Origin of the sequence: Vibrio sp. S11_S32 (assembly GCF_014694465.1) — a bacterium.
GTDB classification, from domain to species: Bacteria; Pseudomonadota; Gammaproteobacteria; order Enterobacterales; family Vibrionaceae; genus Vibrio; species Vibrio algicola.
Genome location: NZ_JAAUWS010000008.1, coordinates 1 through 23,711, shown reverse-complemented (window position 1 = coordinate 23,711; position 23,711 = coordinate 1). Strand labels below are relative to the sequence as shown.

Here is a 23,711-nt window from a genome sequence, read left to right as displayed (position 1 = left end):
TTAAGCTTGCTTGTGTGATTTTATAAGATCGATGAAGTGATTAAACAGCGGCGCCGCATCGTGTGGACCTGGGCTTGCTTCTGGGTGACCTTGGAAGCTAAACGCTGGTTTGTCCGTGCGGTGAATACCTTGCAACGAACCATCAAATAATGATTTATGCGTGGCGCGCAAAGTGGCTGGTAAAGTAGCTTCATCAGCGGCAAAGCCATGGTTTTGAGAAGTGATCATCACCACATCTCGATCAATGTCTTTTACTGGGTGATTTGCACCATGATGACCAAATTTCATTTTGATGGTTTTCGCACCAGAAGCTAATGCTAGGATTTGATGCCCCAAGCAAATACCAAAGATAGGTAAACCTTTATCTAAGAAAACCTTGGTCGCTTCAATCGCGTAAGTACAAGGTTCAGGGTCACCAGGGCCATTTGATAAAAAGATACCATCAGGATTTAACGCTAAGACCTCTTCAGCTGAAGTTTCAGCGGGTACCACAGTTAAGCGACAACCACGGTCAACTAACATGCGCAGAATATTGCGTTTTGCGCCAAAATCGTAAGCCACAACATGGAAAGGCAATTCTGAATCGGCTTTTGCTTCAGGCAAACCACCGGTTAGAGTCCAAGAACCTTGTTTCCAAGAATACGCTTCTTTGGTTGACACCACTTTGGCTAAGTCCATACCTTTAAGGCCTGGGAATTCTTTCGCTTTCGCCAGTGCCAGAGCTTCATCAAAATTGCCGTTTTTAGCACATACGATGCAAGCATTTTGAGCACCTTTCTCACGTAGAATACGCGTTAATTTACGCGTATCAATATCAGCGATACCGACAATATTTTGAGATTTAAGATAATCAGAGAGAGTTTGTTCACTGCGGAAGTTGGAAGCCATTAGCGGAAGATCACGGATAACTAAGCCTTGAGCATGAATTGCTGAAGATTCTTCATCTTCTGAGTTAGTTCCGGTGTTGCCAATATGGGGGTAAGTAAGGGTAACAATTTGCTGCGAATAAGAAGGATCAGTGAGAATTTCTTGATACCCCGTCATCGAGGTATTAAAAACAACTTCGCCAACGGCTGAACCATCTGCTCCAATGGATTGACCGCGGAACACTGTCCCATCTTCTAGGACTAACAGTGCTGAATTATTCAAGACAACCTCCAGAATAAATATTCAAAATAAATACATAAGCTTTCGCTTTCTTCTTACTAAATACCCCAATTAAGGAATTTAGATAAATTGGCGCTATTCTAGAGATGTGAAGCTAAGCTGTCAACATCAACCAAAAAAGAAAGTACTTGTTTGAGACGGTTTAGCGATTAAATTTTTCTAACACGGTAAAATTCCATCTTTAACTGTCATTATTAGCCATTTTATAGTCACTTACTAAGCGTTATTGTTTATTCAGTGTTCGACCACCTTGCTAACAATCTGATCGACAGTTTAGGTGAAAAAAATGCGCATTTAGTAATAAAAATAAAGGTTACATAACAAAAACAACCTAAAGTAAGCATAATAAGCACCAAACCAAGCTAGATTAGCCCAATAAACCCACCAAATGAAAATGCCAAAACCAATTAGTTTAGGTTCTGGCATCATTTATTTGCTGCAAGGTGCGTGTAAAAAGTGAATATTTGCTCAAAATTCACTTTTTATGCAATCGTTTACCAAATCGTTTGCTTTTTGGTTACCAATAAGCGAATAAAGTGACTTACGATTCGCTTAATCCCAGTACATCTTGCATGTTATAAAAACCGGACGTCTTTTGATTTAACCAAACCGCGGCTTTAATCGCGCCATTGGCAAAGGTCATACGGTCACTGGCTTTATGGGTGATCTCCAATCGCTCACCAATATCAGCAAACATGGCGGTGTGCTCACCCACAATATCTCCGGCGCGCAGTGTGGCAAAACCGATCTCATCTTTTGTACGCTCTCCGGTGATCCCTTCGCGCGCATAAACCGCGACATCACTTAAATTATTGCCCATCGCACCGGCAATTGCTTCGCCCATTCCTAAAGCGGTGCCGGATGGTGCATCTACTTTGTGGCGATGATGCGCTTCCACAATTTCGATATCACAATAATCCCCCATTACTTTGGCGGCTTGCTCAAGTAATTTGAACATAACATTAACGCCAACGCTGTAGTTTGGTGCCATCACGATCGCGACCTGTTGGGCGGCTTGAGCAATGATTTGTTTTTCTTGTTCAGAGAAACCGGTAGTGCCAATCACTATCTTTTTGCCATGTTGTTTACATAACTCAATATTGGCAAGCGTGCTCACTGGGGCGGTAAAATCGACAATTACATCAAACTGTTCAATCGCATTAGCAAGATCGTCCACTAATACCACATCAAATTTACTTTCACTGCATAGTTCGCCAATATCAACCCCGATCAGTGATGACTCTGCTCTTTCCGATCCGGCACCAACTTGAGCGGCTGGGTTAATATGAGTGGCTTTAACTAAGTTACGTCCCATTCGACCAGCGGCACCTGCGATAGCAATACGAACCATGATGTGTCTCTCCCTTGATTAGCTTTATCTAAAGTATGTTGGCAATGTAGCCTGTTTGATAATAGATGAAAAGCAAAAAAAAACGGGCCCCAGATGGGACCCGTTTTATTTATTAGAACGCAAAGCGCGTTACTTTTTAGTCAACTTCTCTTTGATACGAGCTGACTTACCAGAACGCTCACGTAGGTAGTACAACTTGGCACGACGTACTGCACCACGACGTTTAACTTCAATGCTACTAACAATTGGAGAGTGAGTTTGGAAAGCACGCTCAACACCTTCACCGTTCGAGATTTTACGAACTGTGAATGCAGAGTGAAGACCACGGTTACGCTTAGCGATAACTACGCCTTCAAATGCTTGTAGACGCTCACGGTCGCCTTCTTTAACTTTAACCTGAACCACAACTGTATCACCAGGTGCGAATGCAGGGATGTCTTGTTTTAGTTGCTCATCTTCAAGAGCTTTAATGATATTACTCATTTTTCTATATCCTAGATTAAACTGATACTAAATATAATAGGTTATTGCTTTGCCTTTCATTGGTTTACTTTCACTCTTTAACAAGTGATTGCTCTTTAATGAACTGCCCCAGCAATTGTTCCTGTTCGTCAGTCAGAGCTAGGTTTTCCAGAAGCTCTGGTCTTCTCAGCCAAGTACGGCCCAGCGATTGTTTTAATCGCCAGCGACGAATTTCCTCATGATTTCCCGACTTCAGTACCAAAGGCACCTCTTGTCCGTCTAATACATCAGGACGTGTATAGTGTGGGCAATCCAACAAGCCATTAGCAAAAGAATCTTCTTCTGCCGACGCAAAATCTCCAAGTACCCCCGGAACAAACCGAGAAACAGAATCAATTAACGTCATGGCTGGGATTTCCCCGCCCGTCATTACAAAATCCCCAATTGACCATTCTTCGTCAACATAAGATTGAATAATGCGTTCATCTACCCCTTCGTAGCGGCCACAAATAAAAATCAGATTCTCGTTTGTTGCCAACTCTTCGACTCCTTGTTGATCGAGTTTTCGACCTTGAGGAGAGAGATAAATCACTTTCGCCTTTTTCGGTGAGGCTTGTTTGGCGGTTTCGATAGCATCGCGCAAAGGCTGAACCATCATTAACATGCCAGGACCACCACCGTAAGGTCTGTCATCAACAGTGTGATGTTTATCATGAGTGAAATCGCGAGGATTCCAAACATTTAATGATAAAAGACCTTTTTTTACCGCTTGACCTGTAACACCAAAGTCAGAAACTGCTCGGAACATGTCGGGAAACAGGCTAATTATGCCAATCCACATAGCGTTACTCGCTTCTTCTGCTTAGGTATTTAGAATCCAGGATCCCAGTCAACTTCGATCCGTTGAGCTTCGCGATCAACATTTTTGATCACTTGCTCTTCAAGGTACGGGATTAATCGTTCCTTTTGGCCAAAGGCATCTTTAAGATTAGCTTTGACTACCAATACATCGTTTGAGCCCGTTTCCATTAGGTCTGTGACCTCACCAAGGTGGTAACCTTTAGTGGTGTAAACTTGCATGCCAAACAATTCACGCCAGTAGAATTCTTCTTCTGACAGGGCTGGTAATACAACAGGGTCAATTAGGATTTCAACGTTGGCATACGGTTGTGCATCTTCACGCACATCGACACCCGCTAGTTTGCAAACATAACCACTGTTATGACGCTTCCAGCTTTCAACGTTAAGCTCGACTATTTTTCCCTTTTGGTTAATAAACCAAGGTGCATAATCAAAAATACTTTCGCCGTTGTCGGTATAGGAAAAAACTTTAAGCCAACCACGAATGCCGTAAGAAGAACCAAGCTTACCTACAACAATTTTTTCGTTTTTTTGTTCACTCATTGTTTTTACCTTTCACCAAACAACTTAATTTTGTGTGCATTAAATTAGTATTAAGCCGCTTTTTGAGCGTCTTTAACTAGTTTAGCAACACGGTCAGATAAAGATGCGCCTTGACCAACCCAATGGTTTACGCGATCTAGGTCTAAACGAAGACCTTCTTCTTGACCTTGAGCCGTAGGGTTGAAGAAACCTACGTTTTCAATGTAACGGCCAGTTGATACAAAACGGCTGTCTGCTACAACAACTTGGTAAAATGGGCGTTTTTTCGCGCCGTGACGTGCCAAACGAATGGTAACCATATCGTCCTCTTTTTGCTTTCTCAAAAAATAAATTAGCCCCAAACAATGTCTTTTAGTTCCCTTAGAGCGATAAACGCACTGGTAAACTAAAAAATGACTTGGGGCCTCGTGCCAAAATAAAGCCCCCGAATTTTACTCTTATTGAGTGTCAATGCAAGGGCTTTAGATATCTTTCTATGATTTCGTGATTAAATCATTGTTTGTGATGGGCTTCACGTTATTGTGAACCGCTTATTTGTACTCGATTCTAGCGACCAAAACCACCCATGCCGCCCATTCCACCGCCACCCATCATGCCTTGCATTCCGCGCATCATGCCTTTCATGCCACCTTTTTGCATTTTTTTCATCATTTTCTGCATTTGGGTGAATTGTTTCAGCATACGGTTTACATCTTGCACTTGAGTACCAGAACCCGCTGCAATACGTTTTTTGCGTGAGCCTTTGATAAGCTCAGGGTGCTGGCGTTCTTTCATCGTCATGGAGCTGATCATCGCTTCCATTTGACTGAACATTTTGTCATCGACTTTATCTTTTACGTTGGCCGGTAAGTTACCCATGCCTGGCAGTTTATTCATCATGCCAGCCATGCCGCCCATGTTTTGCATTTGTCCAAGCTGCTCACGAAAATCTTCTAGGTCGAAGCCTTTCTTCTGCTTGAACTTCTTAGCCATTTTTTCTGCTTTGGCTTTATCAACATTCTTTTCTAAATCTTCAATTAAAGAAAGAACATCACCCATGCCTAAAATACGAGAAGCAACACGCTCAGGGTGGAATGCTTCTAGTGCATCGGTTTTTTCGCCAACACCTAAGAATTTAATCGGCTTACCCGTGACATGGCGAACTGATAATGCCGCACCACCACGCGCATCACCATCGACTTTGGTCAAGATAACACCGGTTAATGGCAGCGTATCACCAAAGGCTTTCGCGGTATTGGCTGCATCTTGACCTGTCATGGCATCAACCACGAACAAGGTTTCGACTGGCGTAATCGCATTATGCAGCGCTTTGATCTCACCCATCATTTCTTCATCGATGGCTAAGCGACCGGCAGTATCGAGGATCACAACATCATAGAATTTCTTCTTGGCGTGATCGATCGCAGCATTGGCAATATCAATCGGCTTTTGATCGGCGCTCGATGGGAAGAAGTCGGTGCCAACTTCGGTGGCTAACATTTCAAGCTGTTTGATCGCCGCAGGGCGGTAAACATCGGCAGAAACGACTAAGACTTTTTTCTTATCACGCTCGGTTAATAATTTTGCCAACTTACCAACACTGGTGGTTTTACCCGCACCTTGTAAACCGGCCATTAAAATCACAGCTGGCGGCTGCGCGGCAAGATTTAGCGCTTCATTTGATTCACCCATGACAGATTCAAGTTCGGCTTGTACGATCTTGATGAACTCTTGCCCTGGAGTCAGTGATTTAGAAACTTCAATTCCAACCGCACGTTCTTTAATTTGCTTTATAAAGTCACGTACAACCGGTAATGCTACGTCAGCTTCAAGTAACGCCATGCGAACTTCACGCAGCGTTTCTTTAATATTATCTTCTGTTAGTCGACCTTTACCGCTGATGTTTTTCAGCGTACTGGATAGTCGTTCCGTTAAATTATCAAACATAGTTAAACCTAAAATCCTGTACCTTTGATTGACAAGGTATGGTTGCCACAAATGGCTCAATGTCACAATATTGCCACAGTATAGCGAGTGAGCGTTTATCTTTCACTGAATTTTCTATTGCGGGGAGGCTTTTCTTTAAATATTGGCTTTATTTTTTATCAATGGCGCGGGTTGTCCTGATTATTACCACCACAATGAGGTTCAGACCAAATTTTACTCACCAACTAAAAGCATTGATGGCTCTAGCTTCAAGAGAGGGTTATAATCAATCCATATTCAATCAAAAAATGAGAACTATGGAACACTTGCTTTCAATTATTGCAGCACTCTTATATTGCTCGGCAATTAGCATGATTATACCTGGATTGGTACAGAGTACTGGCATCAAAATCAAACTGGTCTTCGTTTTAGCGGCGCTAGCGATAACCACTCACGGCTGGTTACTCAGTGATCTTATTTTAAATCCTTATGGGCAGAATTTCAGTATTCTCAATGTCGCCTCATTAATTAGCTTTATTGTATGCCTCACGCTGAGCTTGGCTATGCTAAAAACTCGTTTATGGTTTTTGCTGCCAGTAGTATATAGCTTTGCGGTGATAAACCTCTTAGCCGCTACTTTTCTACCTAGCACCTTCTTGACCCATTTCGATGGCAAAGTAGAATTACTCCTTCATATTACGATTGCACTTTTTGCTTATTCCACCTTATCTATTGGCGCTTTATATGCCCTGCAATTGGCTTGGCTTGATCATAAACTTAAAGCAAAGAAAGCCTTAACCATTAACCCTAACCTACCGCCACTGATGATGGTTGAAAGGCACCTATTTAAAATCATCTTAATTGGTACGCTGTTACTCACTGCAACACTATTAACTGGCGCTATCTATATTAAAGAGATGTTTGACCCTGAAAATGCCCACAAAGCGGTGCTGTCTTTTATTGCTTGGGTACTGTATTGCATTTTATTGTGGGGGCATTATCGTCAAGGTTGGCGCGGTAAAAAAGTGTTGTGGCTGTCAATTAGCGGAACCACATTACTGACTCTTGCCTATTTCGGTAGTCGCTTTGTGCGTGAAATAATTTTAAACTAATTAATTGCAATCCAATATCCGATACAGTTGACATCAATTTTAGATTTCGTCATAACTGTCTATTCTCTACTAACGGCATATAAATATTAAATGCCACTAACGTTTAACTACCAAAGGAAAACCTAAGTTTGGGTGATATATCAACGGGGCTGCTGTTTGCTCTACTGGCAATACTGATTCTAATTTCCGCCTATTTCTCGAGTTCAGAAACCGGCATGATGTCACTCAACCGCTATCGCTTACGCCATTTAGCCAACCAAGGCCATAAAGGGGCAAAACGTGTTGAAGCATTATTATCACGTCCTGATCGCCTGATTGGTCTTATCTTAATTGGTAATAACCTAGTTAATATCTTGGCCTCTGCCATTGCCACAATTATTGGTATGCGTTTGTATGGTGACTACGGCGTGGCGATTGCCACTGGTGTATTGACCTTAGTGATTCTAGTATTTGCTGAAGTGACGCCGAAAACCTTAGCCGCTTTGTATCCAGAAAAAGTGTCCTACGCGAGTAGCCTTATTCTGCGTATATTGATGAAGCTTATGGCCCCATTGGTTATCTTTGTCAATCTCATTACCAATGGTTTACTGCGTATGCTAGGGGTTAAACCTGAAGAATCGGCGGGTGAGCAACTAAGCTCCGACGAATTGCGTACGGTGGTCAATGAAGCCGGCAGCCTGATCCCTCGTCGTCACCAAGATATGCTAATTTCTATTTTGGATTTAGAACATGTCACCGTAAACGATATCATGGTGCCACGTAACGAAATAACCGGTATCGATATCAATGATGACTGGAAATCAATTGTACGCCAGCTGACTCACTCCGCCCATGGTCGCGTCGTGCTATATCGAGATCAAATTGATGAAGTAGTGGGGATGCTACGCCTGCGCCAAGCTTACCGTTTGATGCTTGAAAAAAATGAATTCAATAAAGAAACCCTATTACGCGCAGCCGATGAAGTGTATTTCATTCCTGAAGCCACACCACTGAATGTTCAACTCTTAAAATTCCAGCGAAATAAAGAACGTATTGGCATGATCGTCGATGAATATGGCGACATTATTGGTCTTATTACTTTAGAAGATATTTTAGAAGAGATTGTTGGTGAGTTTACCACCTCAATGTCTCCAAGCTTAGCGGAGGAAATCACCCCACAAAGTGATGGTAGCTATTTGATGGAAGGCAGCGCTAATATTCGCGATATCAATAAAGGCTTAAACTGGAAATTACCCACCGATGCTCGAACCTTAAACGGTTTATTGTTAGAGCACCTGCAAGATATACCAGAGAGCTATCTTAGCCTTGATATTGCCGGCCATAAGATGGAATTGATTGAAATGGCGGAAAACAAAATCAAGCTGGTTAAAGTGTACCCAGCTAAAAAGAAAGCCAAAAAGAAACATTAATCTCACCGAGCACTGGCTGGCAGTAGAATGACAGACAAATAAAAACGAGAAATCGCATAAGCTATTTCTCGTTTTTTTATTTTATTAAAAAGACAGACTAAATTATACCAATTCCATAAATTTAATGACCGTTCAAATTGATCAAATATTAAATGGAATTAATCGACTTTCAGCTCTTGCAGCATAGAGTCAGGTAACGCCAGTTCATCATTTTTATTGACTTGGATACCCGCCGCAATAATATCTTTGGCGATCTGTTGCGCTTCTTCTAAAGAATGCATTGAATAAGTACCACACTGGTATTCATTCAATTCAGGGATCTTGTTTTGATCGGCCACATTGAGTACATCTTGCATTGCTGCTAACCAAGCGTCAGCCACTTGTTGCTCACTCGGCGTGCCAATTAAGCTCATGTAGAAACCAGTACGACAACCCATAGGGGAAATATCGATGATCTCCACCTCTGAACCATTTAGTTGATTACGCATAAAGCCAGCATACAAATGCTCTAACGTATGGATGCCTTTTTCCGATAAAATATCTTTATTAGGAATACAAAAACGTAAATCAAAGACGGTAATCGTATCACCCTTTGGCGTGGTCATTGTCTTGGCTACACGTACCGCAGGCGCTTGCATACGAGTGTGGTCAACGGTAAAACTATCAAGTAAAGGCATTACTGCTCTCTCCTATTAGGTACATAAGTAAATCAGAACCAGCTGCGGTTATCTTCTAATTCCGCTCGGCATTTTTTGAGCTGTCCTGCATAAATTTTTGATGTTTTTTCTACTTTACGTGCAATTTTCATCAAGGCGGGATTACGACTGTAAGTTTTACGTTTAAAACCACCACGACCTTCATGATAAGCAAGATATTGGCTGTAAGCATCCCATTTAGAAATACCTAGTTCTTTTTGGCTTCCTGTCATATACCAACCAATAAAGTCTATCGCGTCATCAAAGTCATCGCGTGAAGTCCAAGAACTGACTTGATCTTGATATTCATACCAAACAGGATCTTGCGCTTGCGCGTAACCATAAGCACTACTAACTCTTCCCCAAGGAATAAAGCCTAGTGCATAGTAACGAGGCGGCTTAGCTTCTCCTCTAAATGAGCTTTCTTGCTTCATAAACGCCATCGATATCTGAATAGGCACGCCCCACTCATCTTGGCTATCAAGAGCATCTTCATACCAGTCTGGATACTGACGGAAAATTTCACAAATATTACTTTGGTTACTCGGCGGCGCGGTGGCACAGCCGGATAACCACAAAACATTGAATAGAACTAAAACCATGCTTATTTTTTTAACATAGCTTCTTCTTATGACATAGCTTCTTCTTATGACATTGTTTCTTTTTTTGACACAGTTTGCCGCTTTAAGAGTAAATAACTGCAATGTTAGGCATCCTATGGCTGTGGCTTAAATTAAGGTCATTAACGCAAGTAAGAGAAATATTCCGCTAAGAAATCATCAAAGCTTAACGTGTCGGCAGCTTCAATTTCAGCTTGGGCTAACTTTGAACGCTGCGCTTCATTTTCCATCATACTTTGTTTATACACTTTATATTCATGGTTCAATAAATCTAAACGGTATTGTTCGCCCAATCGAGTACCGAATTTACCTATCCCTCCGGCCGATTTAATTTCAGCCAGTAATTGCCCAGAAATGGTTTTCTCCGGATCATCAATCCATTCACTTAGCTCATCGCATACATCTTGATATTGAGTATTGCCATGCGCTTTGTCCATTTCAATCGCAATATCTCTAAGCTGGCTGAAAATTTCATGCCCCCAAACTTGCATCGGCTTTGACTCTTGTCCGCTGCACAATTTAAAGGCAAGATCCGGCTTGCGTCCTTCTAAAATAATAGTTGTCCAGTTGCTACGCCAGCACGCAATATCTTCTTTTTTCATTGGTGCCGATTCTTTTAACGCACACCAAGCGACAAATAAATCTAAAAAGAGAACCTGCTGCTTGCTCACACCAATAGGAGAAAATGGATTCACATCTAATGAGCGAACTTCAATGTATTCTACTCCAGCACGCTTTAATGCGCATGACGGTTTTTCGCCATCTTCTGCAACACGTTTTGGGCGAATGGGCGCATAAAGCTCATTTTCAATTTGCAGCACATTACTGTTTAGTTGGCGGTGCTCACCATCGACTTTCACGCCAAGCTTTGAGAATTTATCCGACGGCTTATGCATCGCATCATGCAAACCCAGTAAATAATCCTCTAAGCTATTAAAAGTAATATTCAGATCGCCTTGCGCACTGTTGGTATAGCCTAAATCACTTAAACGCAATGCAGTGGCGTGCGGTAGGTATAAGGTTTTACCTATGGTGTCAAAATCGATCCCAGTGTCACGCCCTTTCACAAAAGACGAGCATAAGGCTGGAGAGGCACCAAATAAATACGGGATGATCCAGCCATAACGGTAATAGTTGCGGATCAGGTGAAAATAGCCTTCTGACTTACTATCTACTCGCTGATCTTGATTTTGCTGGCCATACAAGCTGTCCCAGAAACTCTCAGGGAAAGAGAAGTTAAAGTGAACGCCAGAAATAATTTGCATTAAGCTGCCGTAACGTTGATTTAAACCTTTACGGTATAGGTTCTTCATTCGTCCTGAATTTGAACTGCCGTATTCCGCCAACGGGATCGAATCATCGCTACTGACAAAACATGGCATCGACATTGGCCATAATTTTTCAGTGCGCATTTTAGTCATTGAAAAATGATGGATATCGGTCAACTGGTTTAATAGTGTATCGACGTTATGAGAAACTGGGGTAATGAATTCGAGTAATGACTCTGAGAAATCGGTAGTGATCCATTTATTAGTCAGTGCTGAACCTAGCCCAGCAGGATGTGGAGTTAAAGCCAATTGGTCATTACTGTCATAGCGTAAAGCTTCACGCTCTATTCCGCGTCCAAACTGCTTGAAAGTTTTTGGGTTGTTAGCAACTTGTTGAAGGCGTGCAGAAAAATCAGTCAAAATAGCGCTCACTTGTGTTATTTGGGATCCAAGTAGGATAGTCATTCTTGCTAACAATTGCCATGACAAAGCTTGAAAGCAAACATAAAAACCATAAACCGTTAGTCTGCTGATTAACGGTTTAGGTTTAAGCTTCTTGTTATGTTGTTATGTTTGGGCGTTAACGACTAACTTCAAGTTTTTTAATCGCAATGCCTAACTTTTTCAGTTGTGGCTCTATGGTTTTAACATCGCCAACCACAATGATTTGATAATCTTTCGGGTTAAACCATTGAGCCGCTTGTTTATTCAAAGTATTCAAACTCACGCTGCTGACTAAATGAGCCTGCTTGGCTATAAAGTCTGGTTGCAATGAATAATCCACCATGGTCGAGAGCAAACCGGCTTTTTGGGCGGGGGTTTCGTAATTAAGCGCATCTTGTTGGCCTACCGCTAAGCGCATAAAGTCTAGCTCTGGTTCGGTCATACCATCTTTACTATAGTGTTGCATTTCTTTGATGAACTCATGAATAGAAGCGCCAGTGGAATCGGCACGCACTTGGGCGCTAAAGACGATCACTCCGGTTTCTTTTCCGCCATAAGCTCCGCCGCTTGCCCCATAAGTAAAGCCTTTATCTTCTCTTAGGTTCTGATTAATTCGACTATTAAAGTTACCGGCTAAATTATAATTCGCCAGTTGGGTTAAAAATAGATCACCGGTGGCATCAAAAGTCATCCCAGTGCGAACTAAGCGAATAATACTTTGCGGTGCATTGGGCTGATCAACCAAATAAATACTTTGTTTACTTGGCTCTGAGTATTTCCCTGCTGCTGGTTTCATTGGCGCGGTTTGAGAAGGTGTGCCTGCTACGCGAGATAAAAAGGCCAGATCTTGTTTCATTTGATCTTGAGTGCGATCACCCACCACAATCACATTGGCATTTTTCACCGCATAATGGGTTTGATAAAACTGCTTAACTTGATCGAGCGTGATGCTGTTAATTGATGCTAATGAGCCTTCGTTATCACGGCTATACAAAGATCCTTTATACAAAACATCTCGAGTCGCTTGAGAGGCAGCCCAAGACGGTTTTTGATGTGAATAAATCAAACTTTGTAGCGTCTGGTTTTTTAAACGAGCAAAATCGCTGTCATTAAAGGCCGGTTTAAACAGCATTTCATTAGCAAGATCTAAGGTTGCCTGCACATTTTTACTCAGTGAGGTAATGATCAAGCTTGCATGCTCAGTGCCAGCGCTAAAACTAATGCTGCTGCCAAGTTTATCGAGCTCTTGCTGCAGTGCTTCGCTGGTATGCAGTGTGGTTCCTTCTCCCAGCATATCGGCCGTTAACCCTGCCAGTCCTTCTTGACCAAGGTTGACATAACGATTGCCGGCAGGAAAATCAACTTTAATCACCACGGTTGGCGTTTCACTTGAAACCGTCCCTAATACTGGCACGCCATTGGCAAGATCAAATTGATACAGGCTTGGCATGGTCGCGCTGACGGCAGCAGTAGTGGCCGGCATGATTGAGCGATCAAAGTTATCTTTGGGTTCGCGCACATCAAGTTGGGCATCGGTAATTTTTGGGTAAACCGGCAACTCACGTTTCTCTGGCGTAAAGTTGACTGGGCGTGCCGCTAAGTCCGTTTTACCTTTTGGCACCACACTTAATGCCACTTTGGGCTTATCGGCCACAAATTGATTAAATACCTTCATCACTGAATCTGGCGTCACTTGGCGCAGTTGCTCAAGTTCAAGTTGCAATCGATCGGGTTGATCATAATAAGTTTGATTGGCGGCTAATTGCGACACTTTGCCACTGACACTTTGCAATGCGTAAACGGTCCCCGCTTCTGCTTGCCCCATAATGGCATCTAATTGATCTTGTTTAACCCCATCGGTTTTAAACTCGCTCAAAATATTCATGACGTCATCATAAATCGGCTTTAAGTTGCCTTTATCACCGGCATCCCCCATCGCATAAATATATAAAGTACACGATAATTCACCACAGTCTTGGAACGCGCCTGCGTCTATCGCTTTTTGCGGTTTAACCAGTTTTTGATACAAGATACTGTTTTTACCATCGCCCAAAATAGAGGCTAAAGCATCCACGGAGGCTTCTGACTTATCACCACGATATTTGGTTGGAAACGCCATCATCAACATAGGTTGACGGATGCGATCTTGCAGCGTAATAAAGCGATCGCTTGGCAATGTGACTGGTTGCTTTGCGGCATCAACCACAGCCGGTCCTTTTGGCACTGAACCAAAGTACTTATTCACCCACTGCAGTGTTTGTTCTTTATCGATATCACCACCGATGGTTAATACTGCATTGTTAGGACCATACCAACGCAAAAAGAATGCTTTGAGATCATTAACATCGACTCGGTCTAAATCGCTCACATAACCGATGGTTTGCCAAGCATAAGGGTGAGTTTGAGGGTATAACGCTTCGCCAATTCTTTCGTACACTAAACCATAAGGACGATTATCGTAATTTTGACCACGTTCGTTTTTCACTGTATCACGTTGAATTTCAAATTTACGCTGCGATACCGCGTTAACTAAAAAGCCCATACGATCGGACTCGAGCCACAACATCTTCTCAAGTTGATTTGATGGGACCGTTTCAAAATAATTGGTACGGTCACGGTTGGTGGTGCCATTTAATGAACCACCGGCTTCGGTGACGATTTTAAAGTGTTGCTGATCGCCGACATGCTCAGAGCCTTGGAACATCATGTGCTCAAAGAAATGGGCGAAGCCTGAACGGCCAATTTTTTCACGCGCCGAACCCACATGATATGTCACATCAACATGCACTAGAGGATCGGAGTGATCAGGAGATAAAATAACGGTTAATCCATTATCTAAACGATATTTTGAATAGGGAATTTCAGCTTTACCCGCAGTAGGATGCTGGGTTTCAACAAATGAAACACCTTGCGGAAGTGCCACATCAGGCGTGGTCGAGATGGTGCTTTTTTGCGAGGAACAAGCAGAAAGTAATAAAGCTCCCACTAGTAAGGCGATTTTTTTCATGTGTATTCATCCCTGAGACTAAAGTAAACCTTGAAAAACCAAAGCTATGAAAGCATAACGTAATCCTTTACCGATACCAATAGCCAAACATGAGAACCACACATTCATACGCAGCCATCCTGCCACCACACACAGCGGATCGCCGACGATAGGCATCCAGCTCATCAAGAGTGCCCAATAACCGTAACGCTCAATCCAAGCCAGTACTCGTTGCTGTTGCACTTGTTTAGACGCTCGATTAGGCAGTAACCGGCCTAAGGCGTAATTGGTCATCCCACCTAATGTGTTTCCCAGTGTGGCAATCAACACAATATGAGGCCAACCAAAACGCTGCAAACTGAGCGCCGCATACACGCTGACTTCTGAACTGCCGGGCAAAAGTGTGGCACTAAAAAAGCCAGAAAAGAACACAAACCACAAGGGCTGACTGGCAAAAACAGCCTGTAACCAATGGTAGAATTCCGCCATTGGTTAGCACCGACCTAGTACGTTATCGACCACCGATTAGGCTTGCATATTAAGTAAGATCTTACCGCGTGCATGACCTTGTTCAACTTTATGGTGCGCTTGAACGACGTCTTGATATGGGAAGATTTTTTCAATTTTAATTTTGATCATTCCGGCACTGATCAAGTGTAATAGCTCTTCTAACTGTGTGATATCCGGTTCAACTAGCATCCCCATACCAATTAAGCCTAATTCATTGGCTTTTTCACACACGAATGAAGAGGTAATCGTTGGTACTGTGACCACTCGACTACCAGGACGTAAACAACACAGTGCATCAATGGCTTGTTCGCCGCCCACTAAATCGATCAACACATCGACATCATTCAGGTTTTTCTGCCAATCGGGTTGAGTGTAGTCAATTGCGGTTGCGCCGAGCGCGGTAACATAATCAATATTGTCCGTTCCGCATGTCGCATAAACTTGGGTTTTGGCTGCCACCGCAATTTGAGTGGCAATATGCCCCACTCCGCCAGCGCCAGCTAAAATCAAGATTTTTTCTTTCGGTTGGATTTTTGCTTTTTCTAATGCTTGAGCCGCGGTTTGCCCTGCCAGTGGGATAGCAGCAGCAGATTCAAGTGAAATATCTTCCGGCATTAAAGCCAATTCAGACTCAGGCACACAGACATACTGGCTATAACCGCCAGCGCGTAATGGAAAGCCGATAAAGCCCGACACGTTATCGTTTAAATTAAACTTTAAGCATCCAGCCCCTTGCTTAACGATAGAGCCTGAAACGTCGTAACCAGGTACCCAAGGAAGGTTATTTTTATTATGTTGCGCCGCCCAACCTAAACCTGCACGAGTTTTGACATCAATTGGATTCACCGCAGCAAAAGCTACTTTGACCAATACTTCACCCGCTTGAGGTTGAGGCTGCTCTGACTGTTGGAAAGCCAACAACTCAGCATCGCCGAATTGATTGATAATAATTTGAGTATTTGAAGACATCGCTTGTCGTCCTTAACATTTATGTTTCTATTTTTTATTGAGCATACAGCAAAAAGCCCCACACAAAAGTGCAGGGCTTCAAAATATGGTGCGCGCGGGAGGATTCGAACCTCCGACCGCCTGGTTCGTAGCCAGGTACTCTATCCAGCTGAGCTACGCGCGCACTAATTCTTTCTAATTTTCTGCTCGTTTTTCGTTTGAAATAAATCCAACGATATAAACCAACATTGTTAATATGGTGCGCGCGGGAGGATTCGAACCTCCGACCGCCTGGTTCGTAGCCAGGTACTCTATCCAGCTGAGCTACGCGCGCACTGTTATCTTTTCAGATATTTTATTTTGGCAGGTAATACATTTAAAATGTAATGCCTTTAAAGTATCAATATTTCAAATTGCAAATGGTGCGCGCGGGAGGATTCGAACCTCCGACCGCCTGGTTCGTAGCCAGGTACTCTATCCAGCTGAGCTACGCGCGCATCGTATTTTGCATTTAAAACATTTTACTTATCGCTTTAACTTAATGCTAAAGCTTAACTAATTGATGCTACCCAATTAGGCTTGAAATAATGGTGCGCGCGGGAGGATTCGAACCTCCGACCGCCTGGTTCGTAGCCAGGTACTCTATCCAGCTGAGCTACGCGCGCATCGTATTTTATTTCAAATTAAAATAGTCGAAACTAAATTAATGGTGGAGAAGGAGGGATTCGAACCCTCGATACGGCTATAAACCATATACTCCCTTAGCAGGGGAGCGCCTTCGGCCTCTCGGCCACTTCTCCACTTTTTGTTACTCTTCAGAAGTGGTGCGCGCGGGAGGATTCGAACCTCCGACCGCCTGGTTCGTAGCCAGGTACTCTATCCAGCTGAGCTACGCGCGCATCGATTTCTGATTGTCCTATTACTAGAACTTCCTTAACGATAGTTTTGGTGCAAATCAAAACGTTTAAGAATTCAAGAATGGTGGAGAGGGAGGGATTCGAACCCTCGATACGGCTACAAACCATATACTCCCTTAGCAGGGGAGCGCCTTCGGCCTCTCGGCCACCTCTCCAACGTCTTGAGGAGGCACATATTACGATTTACCAAAAATATGTCAAACATTTTCTTGGTAAAATTTGTTAAAAACCGTCTAACCGGACAGTATTTCACCAACCCTGTTAATTTATGAGCGCTTCATCGCTAAACCTTAGCTATTTTTCGCAAATAATCACAATGTTATATCGCTATAAAAAACAAAGGCCAGCACAGAGGCTGACCTATCTTCAAACTATACAGTACTAAACATTACCCGATGGGGCTGCTGCAACACCTGTATCTTTTTCTGCTTGAATGCGCATGTAAATTTCTTCACGGTGAACAGACACTTCTTTCGGTGCATTAACGCCGATGCGAACCTGATTCCCTTTTACGCCCAAAACGGTAACTGTGACTTCATCACCGATCATTAATGTTTCACCGACTCGGCGAGTTAAAATTAGCATTGTATGCTCCTTGAGTAATCTCTATTTATTATCGTTAATAGCGCTATTATCTATTAAAAGCTGTCCTTGGGTAAATATCTGGATGTAAAAATATCATTAAAAGATGTAAGCAAACGACCGTTGCTATATCGGTATTATATTTACAAGTGATAGTTACCATTTGTTTCATGCTAATCAATACAATCAAACACCACCGTGATTAACATAACCACTCACACTGATTAACTTTCATCATTTTCAACTGCTTAGTATAGGCATTGTTATAGCGGTAAGCTAGGATTTCTAATCCTTAAAGATCGATAGCCTTTAGACACTATGACCAATTTTATATCTAAACACTAGTGATACTGTTTCATTTGCCACGTTACATCTGATGTATGCTGATTTATGTCTACCTGCTCACATTGTTTTGATCAAAAAAAACGACCCTGAAGATCAGCGTCGCTTTTTATTGATTTACCTTAACTGGCGACATAGAGCAACTACACCCTATCACACTCTCGGTAAGAGCTTATTTTAGCGCTAGCTCTTTTTATAGCTTCTCATTGATCCAGGCTTCAGCTTCAACCAGTGCTTGTGGTAGCGCAGATGCATCGGTACCGCCGGCTTGCGCCATATCAGGACGACCACCACCTTTACCACCGACTTGCTGAGCGACAAAGTTGACCAACTCACCCGCTTTAACTTTGCCGATAAGATCTTTAGTGACACCAGCAATTAAACCGACTTTACCATCGGCTACGTTGCCTAATAAGATCACGCCACTGCCGACTTGGTTTTTCAATTCATCAACCATGCCGCGCAATGCTTTATTATCCGCGCCATCAAGTTGGCTGATCAACACTTTGATACCAGAAATTTCTTTCACTTGGCTAATTAAGCTCGCACCCGCTTGTGAGGCTAACTTATCTTTAAGCTGCTGAATCTCTTTCTCTAGCTGTTTGGTTTTGCTAATGCCGTCGGCCACTTTTTGCTCATATTGAGCTTGTTGGCTTTCAATGGCATCGAGCGCTGCCTCACCGGTCACGGCTTCAATACGGCGAACACCGGCCGCGATACCACTTTCTGATGTTATTTTAAATAAACCAATATCACCGGTGTTAGCCGCGTGAATACCGCCACATAATTCAGTTGAAAAATCGCCCATAGATAATACGCGAACTTGGTCATCGTATTTTTCGCCGAACAATGCCATCGCGCCTTTTTGTTTGGCGGCAGCAATATCCATTACATTGGTTTCAACATTGTGGTTATAACGAACTTGCTGATTGACAATACGCTCGACTTCACGCAACTCTGCCGCGGTTACCGCTTCTAGGTGTGAAAAGTCAAAACGTAGATTTTCAGCGCGAACCAATGAACCTTTTTGAGTCACATGTTCGCCCAGAACTTGACGCAATGCCGCGTGCAGTAAGTGAGTCGCTGAGTGGTTTAGTGTAATCGCGTTACGACGCAGTGCATCCACTTGTGTTTGAACTGCATCCCCTGTCGCCATGACACCGGCGGTTAATTTACCGTGGTGTGCAATCGCATTACCCAGTTTGTGGGTATCCATCACTTCAAATACGCCAGACTCAGTAGTGATCACACCGGCATCACCACATTGACCACCAGATTCAGCGTAAAATGGCGTTTGCGCTAAGATCACAATCGCATCGGTGCCTGCGCTAATATTTTCTGCAGTTTCACCTTCAACAAAGATTTCATTCACAACCGACGCGCCAAGCACATCGCTATAACCTAGGAATTCAGTATCAAGATCTGTTTTGATCACTTTATTGTAATCGGTACCAAACTGCCCAGCTTCACGAGCTCGAGCACGTTGCGCTTCCATCGCTTTTTCAAAACCGGCCTCATCAATGGTGACATTACGCTCACGCGCCACATCATTGGTTAAATCGGCAGGGAAACCATAAGTGTCATAAAGTTTAAACACCGTTTCGCCATCAAGCACGGTCACATCTTTTAATTCATCAATCGCTTCATTTAAAATCGTCATGCCGCGATCTAGGGTGCGAGCAAAGTTTTCTTCTTCGATTCGCAGGATTTTCTCAACCATTGGTTGTTGTTTTTTAAGCTCTTCGCCAGCACTGCCCATCACGTCAATTAATGCGGTGACCAACTTGTAGAAGAATGCACCTTGTGCGCCCAGTTTATTACCATGACGCACTGCGCGGCGAATAATGCGGCGTAACACATAGCCGCGACCTTCGTTAGATGGCATCACACCATCCACAATTAAGAAGGCACATGAGCGAATATGATCCGCCACTACGCGTAATGATTGGTTGCCTAAATCTTCGCTGCCAATCACTTTCGCGGCAGCTTTGATTAATGCTTGGAATACGTCAATCTCATAGTTAGAGTGCACGCCCTGCATAATGGCAGATATACGCTCGATCCCCATACCGGTATCTACCGACGGTTTTGGTAACGGTTCCATGGTGCCATCTGCTTGACGGTTGAACTGCATGAATACGTTATTCCAGATCTCGATAAAACGGTCACCATCTTCTTCAGGTGTTCCCGGACGGCCACCCCAAATGTGCTCACCGTGATCGTAGAAGATTTCAGTACAAGGACCACAAGGACCGGTGTCGCCCATCTGCCAGAAGTTATCTGACTCGTAAGCTTTGCCGCCTTTTTTGTCGCCAATGCGCACAATGCGATCAGCCGGAATACCAATGTCTTTATTCCAAATATCAAACGCTTCATCATCGGTTTGGTAAACCGTCACCAATAATTTCTCTTGTGGCAGTTGTAGAACTTCGGTTAAGAATTCCCAAGCAAACGCAATCGCATCATTTTTGAAGTAGTCACCAAAACTGAAGTTACCTAACATTTCAAAGAAAGTATGGTGACGAGCCGTAAAGCCGACGTTTTCTAAATCGTTGTGCTTACCACCGGCGCGTACACAACGTTGCGATGTGGTCGCTCGGGTGTAGCTGCGTTTTTCAGCGCCAAGAAAACAATCTTTAAACTGATTCATACCGGCATTGGTAAATAATAATGTCGGATCATTAGCAGGAACTAATGAAGAACTATCAACAATTTGGTGCCCTTTGCTTTCAAAGAACGATAGGAACGCGCGGCGTACCTCGTCGGTGCTCATGAATTTGGTGCGAGTAGTCATGTAATTCTTCCGGGAAATATTCGAGATAAAAATTTGTCGATATTGTAAAGGATGACGGGAGTTTAGTAAAATAGGAAGGTGTAATAATCTAGCGCCATACCTCAAGCTGTGGCCGTAAAAGCTTATTTAAATTCAGACAACGCGTAACTAATTTGCTCAAAGGTATAGCCGCGATACTGTAAAAACCGGATCTGTTTGGCATAGGCTTTTTGATCGACCGCTTTGACGCCTTTAAATTTTTTTTCCGCGCATTCTTTTGCCAGTTCAAACCAATCTTGTGGCTCTTGCTCTAACGCTTGTTCAATCACATCATCCGCGACTTGCTTCATATTCAACGCTTGGCGAATTCGTCTTTCGCCATGACCTTTGTAGACATGTTGGCGTACTTGGCTTTTGGCGTAACGTAGATCATCCATCCAACCATTTTGTTGGCAATAAGCAATCGCAGCATCAATCTCGGCGGTTTCAAACTCTTTCATTTGCAGTTTTTGCTTTAACTCAAATTCGCCATGATCACGACGGCTTAATAATTGCACCACCACATCTTTGGCAGAAAGTTTTGATTTTGAACGGAACATATAAAACCTTTTATTATCGCGACTGTTTTTACGATTCTGCTAATAGCTACCGATACTAAAAAGCCCTGAATTAACAGGGCTTCAAATTCTAGTCAGAACATTGACTCAACATCATCGAAAGCTAAGTTACTCTTCCGTATCCAGCTCTTCGACTTCTGCCGTCTCCTCGAGTACCGCAGGAGTTAACAATAGTTCACGCAACTTAGTATCAATTTCTAATGCGATTTCAGGATGCTCACGCAGATAGTTGCAAGAGTTTGCTTTACCTTGACCAATCTTATCGCCTTTATAGCTGTACCAAGCACCGGCTTTTTCAACTAGCTTATTCTTCACGCCAAGATCAACCAACTCACCTTCGCGGTTAAAACCTTTGCCGTATAGGATTTGAGTTTCCGCTTGCTTAAACGGCGCTGCAATTTTGTTTTTAACCACTTTGATGCGGGTTTCATTACCCACGACTTCGTCGCCATCTTTGATCGCGCCAGTACGACGAATATCTAAACGAACAGAAGCGTAGAATTTAAGCGCATTACCACCCGTCGTGGTTTCTGGGCTGCCGAACATCACACCAATCTTCATACGAATTTGGTTAATGAAGATCGCCATACAGTTTGATTGCTTAAGGTTACCGGTTAGCTTACGCATGGCTTGAGAAAGCATACGCGCTTGTAAACCCATGTGGCTGTCACCCATTTCGCCTTCAATTTCAGCTTTTGGTGTTAATGCGGCTACTGAGTCAATAACCAAAACATCAATCGCACCAGAGCGAGCTAAAGCATCACAAATTTCAAGCGCTTGCTCACCCGTATCAGGCTGAGAAACAAGCAGGTCATTAATGTTAACCCCTAGTTTTTGAGCGTAGATTGGGTCAAGAGCATGCTCGGCATCGATGAAGGCACAAGTTTTACCAACACGTTGCGCTGCGGCAATTAATTCAAGAGTCAGCGTTGTTTTACCTGAACTCTCTGGGCCGTATACTTCAACGATACGTCCCATTGGTAAGCCACCAGCACCCAATGCGATATCTAACGCTAGAGAGCCAGTAGAAATGGTTTCCACATCCATGGTACGGTTATCACCCAATTTCATAATTGAGCCTTTACCAAATTGCTTTTCGATTTGGCCTAGTGCCGCCGCGAGTGCTTTTTGTTTATTGTCGTCCAGTTGCTTCGCCATTTTTTACTTTCCTTTGATTCGTTATATGTTTTTATTATACTGTTGATTCATACAGTGTCCATAGCTGTGTGCAATTTTTTTCAGTCTTTATAAATCGAGCATTGCTTCTAATTTCTTTAATGCGTGTGAACAGGCTTGGATCCGAATGTCTTCACGGTCACCATTAAAGACAACGGTTTCAAAATTAATTGGTTTTGAATTTAATTGCCAAGCAAAGCAAACGGTCCCTACCGGTTTATCCTCACTGCCACCACTAGGGCCAGCAATGCCACTGACTGAAATAGAACAAGTTCCATTGGAATGTTGCAGTGCGCCAGTAGCCATTTCTTGCACTGTTTGTTCACTGACCGCGCCATAGTGCTCTAATGTTTCTGGCTTCACGCCGAGCATTTCCATTTTTGCGTCATTACTGTAAGTGACAAAACTGCGATCAAACCAAGCCGAACTGCCCGCCACTTCGGTGATCACATAAGCAATTCCACCACCGGTACAAGATTCTGCCGTCACCAACACTTGGGATTGTTGCTTTAATTTGATCCCGACACGCTTACTTAATACTTGTAACTCTGCCAATGTCATTGCCTTTCCCTTCTTACTTTAGGTTCTGATTGGATAATTTAAATCGATCATGCACGTTTTAAATTGATCCGTCTCTATTTTGTGAACTGTCTTAACTTTTGTTGTTTCTTTCAGGTTAACAATCACACAACTGAGACATTAACATCTCAATAACAAAGCATCGTTCTATACTCTTTCATCTCGATTGTTATTCGCTGCTAGAAAATAAGGATGTAGACTAATGAAACGAACAATGATGAAACCAATCTTTATCAAATCCATCGCTAAAAAAGCCTTAATTACATTATCACTTGCCATATCACTGCCGGTATTCGCGGCAAGTTATACCATAGGAACGGCTTTGTTGCGTAATTCAAATTTAGAGGTGACAACACTAGAATGGTATTATTTCAATCAATTCGGTAAGTTTTAGGCATACCTAGCCCTGTTAGTTTATTTAAAGCTTTGATCATTGCGTAAGCT

Annotated in this window: 21 protein-coding genes and 7 tRNA genes; 3 read left to right on the top strand and 25 right to left on the bottom strand. The window is 43.0% G+C overall.

Annotated features, from left to right (window positions below):
- The 7 genes from carA to ffh form a co-directional block, all read right to left on the bottom strand.
- Nucleotides 1-1,149 (bottom strand): glutamine-hydrolyzing carbamoyl-phosphate synthase small subunit, encoded by a 1,149-nt coding sequence (gene carA / locus HC723_RS06475; RefSeq protein WP_190338559.1) that lies wholly within the window; start codon nt 1,147-1,149, stop codon nt 1-3.
- A 559-nt stretch (nt 1,150-1,708) separates the two neighbouring features.
- Complete coding sequence (gene dapB / locus HC723_RS06470; protein ID WP_190338558.1) at nt 1,709-2,518, bottom strand: 4-hydroxy-tetrahydrodipicolinate reductase; 810 nt, start codon at nt 2,516-2,518, stop codon at nt 1,709-1,711.
- Between the two features lie 129 nt (nt 2,519-2,647).
- Nucleotides 2,648-3,001, bottom strand: a complete 354-nt coding sequence (gene rplS / locus HC723_RS06465) for a 50S ribosomal protein L19 (protein WP_153447570.1) — start codon at nt 2,999-3,001, stop codon at nt 2,648-2,650.
- A gap of 70 nt (nt 3,002-3,071) precedes the next feature.
- Entirely contained in the window at nt 3,072-3,821 is a 750-nt protein-coding gene (gene trmD / locus HC723_RS06460; protein WP_153447571.1) for a tRNA (guanosine(37)-N1)-methyltransferase TrmD, read from the bottom strand.
- Between the two features lie 29 nt (nt 3,822-3,850).
- Nucleotides 3,851-4,384, bottom strand: a complete 534-nt coding sequence (gene rimM / locus HC723_RS06455) for a ribosome maturation factor RimM (protein ID WP_153447572.1) — start codon at nt 4,382-4,384, stop codon at nt 3,851-3,853.
- 50 nt (nt 4,385-4,434) lie between these two features.
- Nucleotides 4,435-4,683 (bottom strand): 30S ribosomal protein S16, encoded by a 249-nt coding sequence (gene rpsP, locus HC723_RS06450; protein WP_153447573.1) that lies wholly within the window; start codon nt 4,681-4,683, stop codon nt 4,435-4,437.
- A gap of 247 nt (nt 4,684-4,930) precedes the next feature.
- On the bottom strand, nt 4,931-6,310 hold the full coding sequence (gene ffh / locus HC723_RS06445) for a signal recognition particle protein (protein ID WP_153447574.1): 1,380 nt from the start codon (nt 6,308-6,310) through the stop codon (nt 4,931-4,933).
- Between the two features lie 296 nt (nt 6,311-6,606).
- Between ffh and HC723_RS06440 the strand changes: the two genes are divergently transcribed.
- Nucleotides 6,607-7,401 (top strand): cytochrome C assembly family protein, encoded by a 795-nt coding sequence (locus HC723_RS06440; RefSeq protein WP_190338557.1) that lies wholly within the window; start codon nt 6,607-6,609, stop codon nt 7,399-7,401.
- Nucleotides 7,402-7,529: 128 nt separating this feature from the next.
- A complete protein-coding gene (locus HC723_RS06435; protein WP_153447576.1) occupies nt 7,530-8,810 on the top strand; it encodes an HlyC/CorC family transporter in 1,281 nt (426 codons plus the stop codon).
- Between the two features lie 158 nt (nt 8,811-8,968).
- Here the strand turns inward: HC723_RS06435 and luxS are convergent, their stop codons facing one another.
- From luxS to pncC, 18 genes are all read right to left on the bottom strand, one after another.
- Complete coding sequence (gene luxS, locus HC723_RS06430; protein ID WP_153447577.1) at nt 8,969-9,487, bottom strand: S-ribosylhomocysteine lyase; 519 nt, start codon at nt 9,485-9,487, stop codon at nt 8,969-8,971.
- A 32-nt stretch (nt 9,488-9,519) separates the two neighbouring features.
- Nucleotides 9,520-10,107, bottom strand: coding sequence for a transglycosylase SLT domain-containing protein (locus tag HC723_RS06425; protein ID WP_190338556.1), 588 nt, complete (start codon nt 10,105-10,107; stop codon nt 9,520-9,522).
- A 140-nt stretch (nt 10,108-10,247) separates the two neighbouring features.
- Complete coding sequence (gene gshA, locus HC723_RS06420) at nt 10,248-11,858, bottom strand: glutamate--cysteine ligase (protein ID WP_190338555.1); 1,611 nt, start codon at nt 11,856-11,858, stop codon at nt 10,248-10,250.
- 115 nt (nt 11,859-11,973) lie between these two features.
- Nucleotides 11,974-14,844, bottom strand: a complete 2,871-nt coding sequence (locus HC723_RS06415) for a M16 family metallopeptidase (protein WP_190338554.1) — start codon at nt 14,842-14,844, stop codon at nt 11,974-11,976.
- An 18-nt stretch (nt 14,845-14,862) separates the two neighbouring features.
- Nucleotides 14,863-15,312 (bottom strand): YqaA family protein, encoded by a 450-nt coding sequence (locus HC723_RS06410; protein ID WP_153447581.1) that lies wholly within the window; start codon nt 15,310-15,312, stop codon nt 14,863-14,865.
- A gap of 36 nt (nt 15,313-15,348) precedes the next feature.
- A complete protein-coding gene (locus HC723_RS06405) occupies nt 15,349-16,302 on the bottom strand; it encodes an NADP-dependent oxidoreductase (RefSeq protein WP_190338553.1) in 954 nt (317 codons plus the stop codon).
- An 86-nt stretch (nt 16,303-16,388) separates the two neighbouring features.
- Nucleotides 16,389-16,465: transfer RNA gene (locus tag HC723_RS06400), tRNA-Arg, on the bottom strand.
- Nucleotides 16,466-16,538: 73 nt separating this feature from the next.
- Nucleotides 16,539-16,615 (bottom strand) — tRNA-Arg (locus HC723_RS06395).
- An 86-nt stretch (nt 16,616-16,701) separates the two neighbouring features.
- A tRNA-Arg gene (locus HC723_RS06390) sits at nt 16,702-16,778 on the bottom strand.
- A gap of 91 nt (nt 16,779-16,869) precedes the next feature.
- Nucleotides 16,870-16,946: transfer RNA gene (locus HC723_RS06385), tRNA-Arg, on the bottom strand.
- A gap of 42 nt (nt 16,947-16,988) precedes the next feature.
- Nucleotides 16,989-17,081: transfer RNA gene (locus HC723_RS06380), tRNA-Ser, on the bottom strand.
- Between the two features lie 22 nt (nt 17,082-17,103).
- Nucleotides 17,104-17,180 (bottom strand) — tRNA-Arg (locus tag HC723_RS06375).
- 80 nt (nt 17,181-17,260) lie between these two features.
- Nucleotides 17,261-17,353 (bottom strand) — tRNA-Ser (locus HC723_RS06370).
- 226 nt (nt 17,354-17,579) lie between these two features.
- Entirely contained in the window at nt 17,580-17,783 is a 204-nt protein-coding gene (gene csrA / locus HC723_RS06365; RefSeq protein ID WP_153447583.1) for a carbon storage regulator CsrA, read from the bottom strand.
- 532 nt (nt 17,784-18,315) lie between these two features.
- On the bottom strand, nt 18,316-20,916 hold the full coding sequence (gene alaS, locus HC723_RS06360; protein ID WP_190338552.1) for an alanine--tRNA ligase: 2,601 nt from the start codon (nt 20,914-20,916) through the stop codon (nt 18,316-18,318).
- Between the two features lie 122 nt (nt 20,917-21,038).
- Nucleotides 21,039-21,494 (bottom strand): recombination regulator RecX, encoded by a 456-nt coding sequence (recX, locus tag HC723_RS06355; RefSeq protein WP_190338551.1) that lies wholly within the window; start codon nt 21,492-21,494, stop codon nt 21,039-21,041.
- 126 nt (nt 21,495-21,620) lie between these two features.
- Nucleotides 21,621-22,658 carry a recombinase RecA gene (gene recA, locus HC723_RS06350; protein ID WP_153448194.1) on the bottom strand — a complete coding sequence of 346 codons (1,038 nt, stop codon included), beginning with the start codon at nt 22,656-22,658 and terminating at the stop codon, nt 21,621-21,623.
- Between the two features lie 99 nt (nt 22,659-22,757).
- A complete protein-coding gene (gene pncC, locus HC723_RS06345) occupies nt 22,758-23,243 on the bottom strand; it encodes a nicotinamide-nucleotide amidase (RefSeq protein WP_153448195.1) in 486 nt (161 codons plus the stop codon).
- Between the two features lie 226 nt (nt 23,244-23,469).
- On the opposite strand from pncC, the gene HC723_RS06340 reads away from it, so the two are divergent.
- A complete protein-coding gene (locus HC723_RS06340) occupies nt 23,470-23,661 on the top strand; it encodes a hypothetical protein (protein WP_190338550.1) in 192 nt (63 codons plus the stop codon).
- The last annotated feature ends 50 nt before the right edge of the window (nt 23,662-23,711 follow it).